Source organism: Sulfuricurvum sp. (assembly GCF_028712165.1).
Classification (GTDB): domain Bacteria; phylum Campylobacterota; class Campylobacteria; order Campylobacterales; family Sulfurimonadaceae; genus Sulfuricurvum.
The window spans coordinates 1-7399 of record NZ_JAQTQR010000101.1 but is presented as its reverse complement, the minus strand read 5'-3'; the positions used below and the strand labels follow the sequence as shown (position 1 = coordinate 7399).

7 protein-coding genes are annotated in these 7399 nt (G+C 42.2%); 1 reads left to right on the top strand and 6 read right to left on the bottom strand.

Annotated features, from left to right (window positions below; translation table 11 throughout):
* From PHP90_RS13215 to PHP90_RS13195, 5 genes are all read right to left on the bottom strand, one after another.
* Positions 1-842, bottom strand: an 842-nt coding sequence (locus PHP90_RS13215; protein WP_299930866.1) for a flagellar assembly protein A, incomplete at its 3' end; no start/stop codon positions are given.
* Between the two features lie 6 nt (positions 843-848).
* Positions 849-2558, bottom strand: a complete 1710-nt coding sequence (locus PHP90_RS13210; protein WP_299930864.1) for an efflux RND transporter permease subunit — start codon at positions 2556-2558, stop codon at positions 849-851.
* Positions 2558-4147, bottom strand: a complete 1590-nt coding sequence (locus PHP90_RS13205; protein ID WP_299930862.1) for an efflux RND transporter permease subunit — start codon at positions 4145-4147, stop codon at positions 2558-2560. The genes PHP90_RS13210 and PHP90_RS13205 overlap by 1 nt, the downstream gene beginning before the upstream one ends.
* 8 nt (positions 4148-4155) lie before the next feature.
* On the bottom strand, positions 4156-4941 hold the full coding sequence (locus PHP90_RS13200; protein WP_299930860.1) for an efflux RND transporter periplasmic adaptor subunit: 786 nt from the start codon (positions 4939-4941) through the stop codon (positions 4156-4158).
* The gene (locus PHP90_RS13195) at positions 4941-6296 is read right to left on the bottom strand and encodes a TolC family protein (RefSeq protein WP_299930858.1); all 1356 of its coding nucleotides are present in this window, start codon (positions 6294-6296) and stop codon (positions 4941-4943) included. Before PHP90_RS13195 ends, PHP90_RS13200 begins: the two co-directional genes overlap by 1 nt.
* A gap of 202 nt (positions 6297-6498) precedes the next feature.
* Between PHP90_RS13195 and efp the strand changes: the two genes are divergently transcribed.
* Positions 6499-7065 carry an elongation factor P gene (gene efp / locus PHP90_RS13190; protein WP_299930856.1) on the top strand — a complete coding sequence of 189 codons (567 nt, stop codon included), beginning with the start codon at positions 6499-6501 and terminating at the stop codon, positions 7063-7065.
* A 28-nt stretch (positions 7066-7093) separates the two neighbouring features.
* Here efp and PHP90_RS13185 read toward each other — a convergent pair.
* Positions 7094-7399, bottom strand: a 306-nt coding sequence (locus tag PHP90_RS13185) for a DUF3617 domain-containing protein (RefSeq protein WP_299930854.1), incomplete at its 5' end; no start/stop codon positions are given.

Genomic DNA, 7399 nt, shown 5'->3' with positions numbered 1-7399 from the left:
AGTTCATGCGAAATCGTAAAGACACCTTTGTGACGTTGAACGTAGCCGGATGCATTGGCATAAAAACGGATACTGGCAGTGTCTTCTTGAGCGGTAATGGTTTTTTCATCGATAACAATGTATTTGGAATATTTAACGGTCGGTTCATCGACTTCAATATGCTCTCCATCGCAAGAACGTCCGTCACGTCCGTGTTTTGGAAAAATATATTCTAAAATCAAGTCACCCGGTTGTACCCCATGGATAAGCGTATTGGTTTTGCTAAGTTCTTTATAGTGGAGTATTACTTTATCGCTGATAGGTTGAACAGGGGGAAAACATTCGGAGATCGGAAGACGATAGGGCTCTTTAAGAGGGCCTTCTTTTTGAATTTTCAGGAGAAGACGATTAATCTCTTGATCTATATTGACATCAAAAATACCAATCATTAAGCCATGCCGAAGCTGTTTTCGTACTATAGCTTCTTTGATCCACTCCTGTATCCCTTTTTTGAGAGGAATTGTTGATCGGGGGTCTATGATGACAACGGCTTTGGTTTTATGTTTATCGGTAGCTAGAGTGAAACGTAAGTCCAAATAAGGGTGAGGTGTAGCTTTACGAATGCGGATATGGTATTCTTGTCGAAGTAAAAAAACACTGGAACGTATTTCGACTTCCGTCGTACTTTCTAAAAGATTATCTCCGATCAGGTGCTGCCACTCTTCATCTACTGTCCCTTTGAAGTAGGTTTCATAGGAGAGAAGGTCGAAATCAAGTCCATCCGCAGCGATTCTCTGATCTTTTGCTACACCCAGCAAATCATTCATAACATTGGTTGATATTAGAATGACGGGTGTATTCACGATGGCTTAAGGCTCCAATATTGATACTGCTTTACGTTCATGAAAATTAAAGTGCCGTTCCAAATCGGAATTATCGATTAGAACCGGAACAACAATGAGCGATGCAATGACTGCTGCTATTGTACCAAAAATTAACGATACACCAAGCCCTCCGAAAACTGCATCGCTCGCTAACAAGGTTGAGGCAAGGATAATAGCTGCGGCGGTGAGGAAAATAGGTTTGGCACGGGTAGCGGTAGCATAGGCAATCGCTTCTTTCTTGTGCATCCCTTTGTCGCGCATCAATGATTTGGTAAAATCGATCAACAGCAGAGAGTTACGAGAACTGATTCCGATCAGTGCAATAAATCCGATCAGTGACGTTGCCGTTAGAAAGAACGTATCTGCGGTAAAAATATTCATAATGAAGTGTCCGAAAATAACCCCGATGATTGAGAGGAAACTTCCCAACAATACAATTCCGCTTATGACAAAACTTTTGTAGTACACAACCATAAGGAGGAAAATCAATACCAGCGCAGCAATAAACGCCCCACCGAGATCAACGAAAGTATCGAGGGTTACTTTCATCTCACCGTCCCATTTGAGGTCATAAACATCTTTGGTTTTTTTATCAATGAGTTGAAGATTAAACAACCCCGTTTTACTAATCTCGTATTCATCCCCAAAAGTATCGAGAATAACATTACGAGCCGCCATCAACGGATAAACCTGTGAAACCATATCGGTTTCAGCGACGACGTTTGTCATTTGATGGAGGTCTTTGGTCATAATCATCGGATTGGATTTGACCGGTACGATATCAACAATCTCGGTGATAGGAACCATCATACCCATTTGGTTCATCAATTTTAGACTTGCGAGTTTCATCTCAACCGATGTTTTGTCGCGTGATGCAAATTTCTTCCCTTCAGGATTCAATGTCAGGAAAATAGGAATCTGGTCGGTTGCACTTTGAGAATTTTTAACGGCAATGCCCATTCCTTCAAATGCAAGATAAAGAATGTCATTGACTTGCTTTACATTTAATCCGGATTTTGTGATTTTATCGGTATTGACGCGTACTTCGAATTTGTCGTAAATTTCATCTTGCATAATATCGATATCGACCAGACCGTCTGTTTTACGGAAGACTCCCTCGATACGTTCACTCAAATGACGAATTCCCTGGGCCTTGTTTCCGTAGACTTCGGCTACGATGGCTGCCATTGTCGGTGGGCCGGCAGGCGGTTCAATAAATTTGATATTGGTTTGAGGATATAAGTTTTCACACTGTTTTACGATAACCGGGCGCAGACGTTGCACCATCATGTATGAAGGTTCGTCACGGTTATGTTTTTTTGTCAGATTGACGACTATTTCAGCGACATTTTCACTGTTTTTAAAATGAGATCCTTTGATAAGTCCGGCAAAATCAAGCGGTGAACCGCTTCCTAAAAACACCTCGGTATCCAATGCCTCTTTTTCGTGTTGTAATACTCCGACAACACATTCGCTGACTTGGCGTGTTTGTTCAATAGAGCTTCCGTTTGCAAGGTCAATGTAGACACTGTACGTATCGTTGTTTTTCCCCGGAAGCATTTTTGCCAATACGAGTTTCGTCGGTATGAGGGCAACCGATAAAATAAAGGCTAAAAGGGTTCCCAATAACACCATTTTTTTCTTCGATGGGGTGTTGAGAATAAGAAGCAAATAATTTTCAAATTTTTTATACATCAGTGAGAATCTCCGTGGTGTTCGGGTTTTTTAAGCAATCGTATTGCCAAATACGGGGTAAAGATATAGGCAACAAATAAGGATGCCACGAGTGCTACCGGGACATTGGCAGGGATCGGTTTCATAAATTGCCCCATCATTTGGCCGACAAATGCCATTGGAACCATCGTAAGGATAATCGCCAATGTTGCGATATTGGTCGGAGCACCGATCTCATCGGTCGCTTCGATCATCAATTCATCGGCATCACGGTCCGCTGCACCGGGTGCATGGAAATGTCGGTGAATATTTTCAATAACGATAATTGCGGCATCGACCAGAAGCCCAAGGCTCAGCAAAAAGGCAAAGAGGGTGATGCGGTTGATCGTTTGCCCGGTAAGATAAGCGATAAAGAGGGTGATTGCCAAAATCGCAGGAACGGTAAAGGTGACGATCAACGATTCCCGCCAGCCGAGTACGAAGACTAACAAAATCGCGATAATTACGATTGAGAGAATCAAATGGAAGACGAGTTCGTTAACTGCTTCGTTGGCTCGCTCACCGTCATTTCGAGTGATAACGTAGCTGATTCCCTCACTCTTCATCTGCTCTTTGTATTTTGCCAATTCTTCTTTGACCGCTTCAGCGATGATGACGGCATTTGTTCCTTGAAGCTTTGATACTGTTAAAGTTACTTGATCTTTCAACGGTGAGAATTTACCGTCTTCACCTTTGACACTGACAAGCGCTGATTTGAAGTTTTGGATATCCTGACCGGCATTGATCGTTGCAACGTCACGTAAATAGATGGCAGAACCGCCGTATTGGGCGACAATAATGTTCCCAACGTCTTCTACGCTCTCTATTGCGTTGCGAACTCCGATCATCACGATTTTATTGTCTTGCGTTTTTCCTTTAATTTCAGGAACATTATAGGCTAACGATTGTGTCGCTTGAACGATTTGTCCGAGTGAGAGATTGTAGCCGGCTAGACGGTTCATATCAACCAATACGTTGTATTGATGTTTTTTAGCTCCCTTAATATCGGTTACAGCGACGTTGGGAAGGCCGTTGATGTGATGCTGAATCTCTTTGACATGATCGTAGAGTACGGTCGGATCCATTGCAGGATTGTTCGAATAAAATGCGACCGATACGATAGGGATATCGACGTCGATATCGAGCGGTTTGATAATCGGCTGCATCGCCCCTTTCGGGAGGATGCTCATGTTTTGCATGATTTTGTCATAGATTTTGAGATTCGAGTCCTCTTTGGCTTCACCGATGAAGAATGCGGCATTGATAACAGCGACGTTGTCCATAGCCATACCGTAGATGTGTTCGACCCCTTTGATCTCTTTGAGTTTACGTTCAAGCGGTTTTACGATGACATTTTCGACTTCACTGGCAGTAGCACCGGGGAGGGCGATGATAACCGTAGAGCCGCTGACGACCATTTGAGGGTTCTCTTCTCGTGGCATCAGCATAAGTGCCATATACCCGATGACAAGAAGAAATATCCCGAGGATCGGCGTTAGCGGGTTGCGTAAAAAAGCTTTTGCAAGTTTTCCGGCAGAGTCTTTAGGTTGGTAAGAGTGAGGAATATGCATCAGGACTCCTACTGGATATCGACAGTAGCGTACATTCCGGGATAGACGGTTTGTTTGGCATTGAACGATACTTTGATTTTAAAGGAGTGGGTCATAGGGTTGGAACTCGGTATGATGGCACTTACTTTTCCGATTCCTACAAATCCGACGGATGGAATAGTGACTTTGACTCTTTGTCCGATAGGCACCAGCTGCAAATTGTTTTCAGCCACTTCCACCTCAATTTTGAGAGCGTTTAAATCTGATAGCACGATAGCCGGCATCCCCGGCATTGCCATTTCACCTACTTTGATGTTTTTAGCAACAACAACGCCGTTATTCGGAGCGGTCACATTTAAATAGTTGTACTGATTATTGACCTCTTTAAGACGCGCTCTGGCCTGATTGACTTGACGTTCAGATATTTCAATCATATTCCGTAGATTTTTTTTGGAAAGTTCCAGGTTTTCCACTTCATATTTAGAGACCATATCTTGTGCCAATAGACGTTTGTTTCGATCAAGATTCAATTCGAGGTTGGCATATTGATTTTGATACATTTGAAGGGAAAGTTCAGCTTGCGCGATTCCGAGTTCTACTTGAGTTTTAGCCGAATCGATCTCTCTGGAGTCGATGGTGTACAAAAGCTGACCTTTAGTGACACGGGAACCTTCTGAGACGTTGACGCTGGTGACAAAGCCCATATTACGGCTGGTAATCATCTTTTGGTTATCACTGATAACGCTTCCTGAGAGGCTAAGCCCTGCAGCACTGAGTGTTGAGGCGAGGGCGAGAGAGGTAATCCAAAATTTCATTATTTAACTCCGTTACTTAGTTTTTCAAGAGCGAAAATACGCTCGTTTCGTTGATTTTTAACCATTTGCAAATTTAATACTTTTTCAATCTGTTGCGATTGTTTGATGATCACGTCGCTCATCGATACGAGGTGTTCGTGATAGCGTCCTTCGTAATTTTTATAGATTTGATCTGAAAGTTCCAACTCTTTTTCGAGACTGGTGACTTGAGAATTCAGGCTCTCAATTTCCGTACGGATTTTGTCATATTGTAGCGCAATCCCTTTTTTGGCGAGTTCTACCTGCGTAACGGTTTTAAGCTTTTCGATACGGGCTTTTTCGAGACTGTTTTTATCCACTCCGCCGTTAAAGAGATTCCAGCTGAGTTTTGCACCGACTGTAAACGCTTTATGGTCATTAAAATCACCTAAAAAAGTATTATCTGCGCTTGAAGCTTCTGCGAATGCACCGATCTGAGGGAGAAAAGGGGCATAGGCTACATCAACCATTTTTTCACGGATTTCCAACCCCTGGGACGCTTTTTGAAGATCGGTATTGTTTGCCAATACATCCGATTCACTGACGGCTGAAGCCGGATAGTCTTTTTTCGGGAGTTCGATTTCGGTGACATTTTCATTCAAAAGGAAGCTGATGTAATGGTAAAGGAGCTTTTTGTTCGCTTCCATCTCCGTGATACTGCGCTCAACATTTGCCTTTCGGGCTTCTACTTCGAGAAGATCGACTTTTTTGGCATACCCCTCAGTGATCATCATATCGGTAGTATGTTCTAAAGTCGAAATGTTTTTATAGATTATCTTCATATGATCGAGGCTGTTTTGAAGGAGTGCCATATCGTAATAGCTTTTGCGCAATTCATAGCGTTTTTCAGTTTTCATGTGCTCTGCATCGAGCTTTTTGATTTTTTCCATCTTTTCGCTGATATCACTATAGGCGCTGAGTTTGCCACCGGTATAGAGGGGAACCATATAAGTGAGCTTGCTTTGGAAATAGTTTTGGTAGCCGGGATAATTTAGGTCTTTGGGTTGAACAGAGAGAATATTAGGGTTGGTATTATCAAATTGTGCAAATCCAAAATCTCCAAATGTAGCTTCCCGCGAACTGAGTTTAAACCCAAAAACATTTCCAGCATCATTTGAGCGGCTTGTTGTTTCGGTAAAATCGAGTGAGCCGTAATTGTAGCCCTTTGCGATTGCCGTATCACTTGAAGCACTTTGGGTATCAAGATTGGCGGAACGGATTTCAAGGTTGTTGTTTTCTAAAATTTCCAACGCGGCAGGGAGCGAAAGGCCCGAAGCCATGAGATGGCACGAACCGATCAAGAGCGATGCGCTGAAGACACGTGAAAGGGTTGTCATAAACATAATCCTTGTGATGTATTTGTGATTGTAATCAAATATATAAGGAATATTATACACTTTAACGAATTTAATCGAGCTAAAACCCCTTTGGGCAAGGAGGTGTTAATGGTTAAGATAATACCATAAGTTACATCAAGTTTGAAATTTGGCTCAGTTTCGGGTAAAATTCGGACAAATAAAGATAGTAAAAGGTTTCCTGATGGCAACAGTCGGTATGGGTGATATCAAAAAAGGTGTACGTTTGGAGATTACAGGCGTTCCATATAAAGTCGTCGAGTTTCAACACGTTAAACCGGGTAAAGGGGCGGCATTTGTCCGTTGTAAAGTAAAAAGTTTTTTGAATGGCAAAGTGATCGAAAAAACGATTCATGCCGGTGATAAATTCGAAGTACCGAATCTGGTACATACAACAATGCAGTTTTTGTATGATGACGGCGAAATGCTTCAGTTTATGGATAACGAAAGCTATGAACAGCTTGGTTTGACTTATGATCAATGCGAAGATGCAATGAAATGGATCAAAGACGGTACCAATGTTCAAATGATCTTCCACAATGGCAATGCAATCAGCGTTGAAGCACCGGAAATTATGGAACTTAAAATTGTAGAAACTCCGCCAAACTTTAAAGGTGATACTTCAAGTGCCTCTAAAAAACCGGCTACACTGGAAACCGGTGCAGTGGTTCAAGTCCCTTACCATGTTCTTGAGGGAGATATTATCCGTGTCAACACCGTTGAAGGTGAATATATGGAGAAAGTAAAATAACTCTCTTTTTCCCGCTTTGTGCGGGAAATCAATTTTTCAGAACACCTCTCGTCTTTTTACAATCGTTTGAAATCCATTTCCCCGTTTGATCCATTTGTATTACTTCCGCTTTACCTTGTGACATTGTCCGTATTGTTGTTTTTCCTTTATACGCATTATCGCCGACAAAAGTGAATTCTCCCTCTCCTGTACTTGGAGGATTTCCTTTACAGGTAAATTTGAACCAAACCGTATTTCCGCTTCGGCGAAGAACTTTTTGTTGACATTGTCCATCCGACGGAGGCATTAAACCTTCTTTTATATTTTCTTTTGTAACGCAGACCCTAACAGTGGT

Bases quoted from the DNA above. Each gene is read 5' to 3' on its own strand.
- PHP90_RS13205 (WP_299930862.1), bottom strand. From the start codon at position 4,147: ATGCATATTCCTCACTCTTACCAACCTAAAGACTCTGCCGGAAAACTT.
- PHP90_RS13195 (WP_299930858.1), bottom strand. From the start codon at position 6,296: ATGACAACCCTTTCACGTGTCTTCAGCGCATCGCTCTTGATCGGTTCG.
- PHP90_RS13200 (WP_299930860.1), bottom strand. From the start codon at position 4,941: ATGAAATTTTGGATTACCTCTCTCGCCCTCGCCTCAACACTCAGTGCT.
- PHP90_RS13210 (WP_299930864.1), bottom strand. From the start codon at position 2,558: ATGTATAAAAAATTTGAAAATTATTTGCTTCTTATTCTCAACACCCCA.
- efp (WP_299930856.1), top strand. From the start codon at position 6,499: ATGGCAACAGTCGGTATGGGTGATATCAAAAAAGGTGTACGTTTGGAG.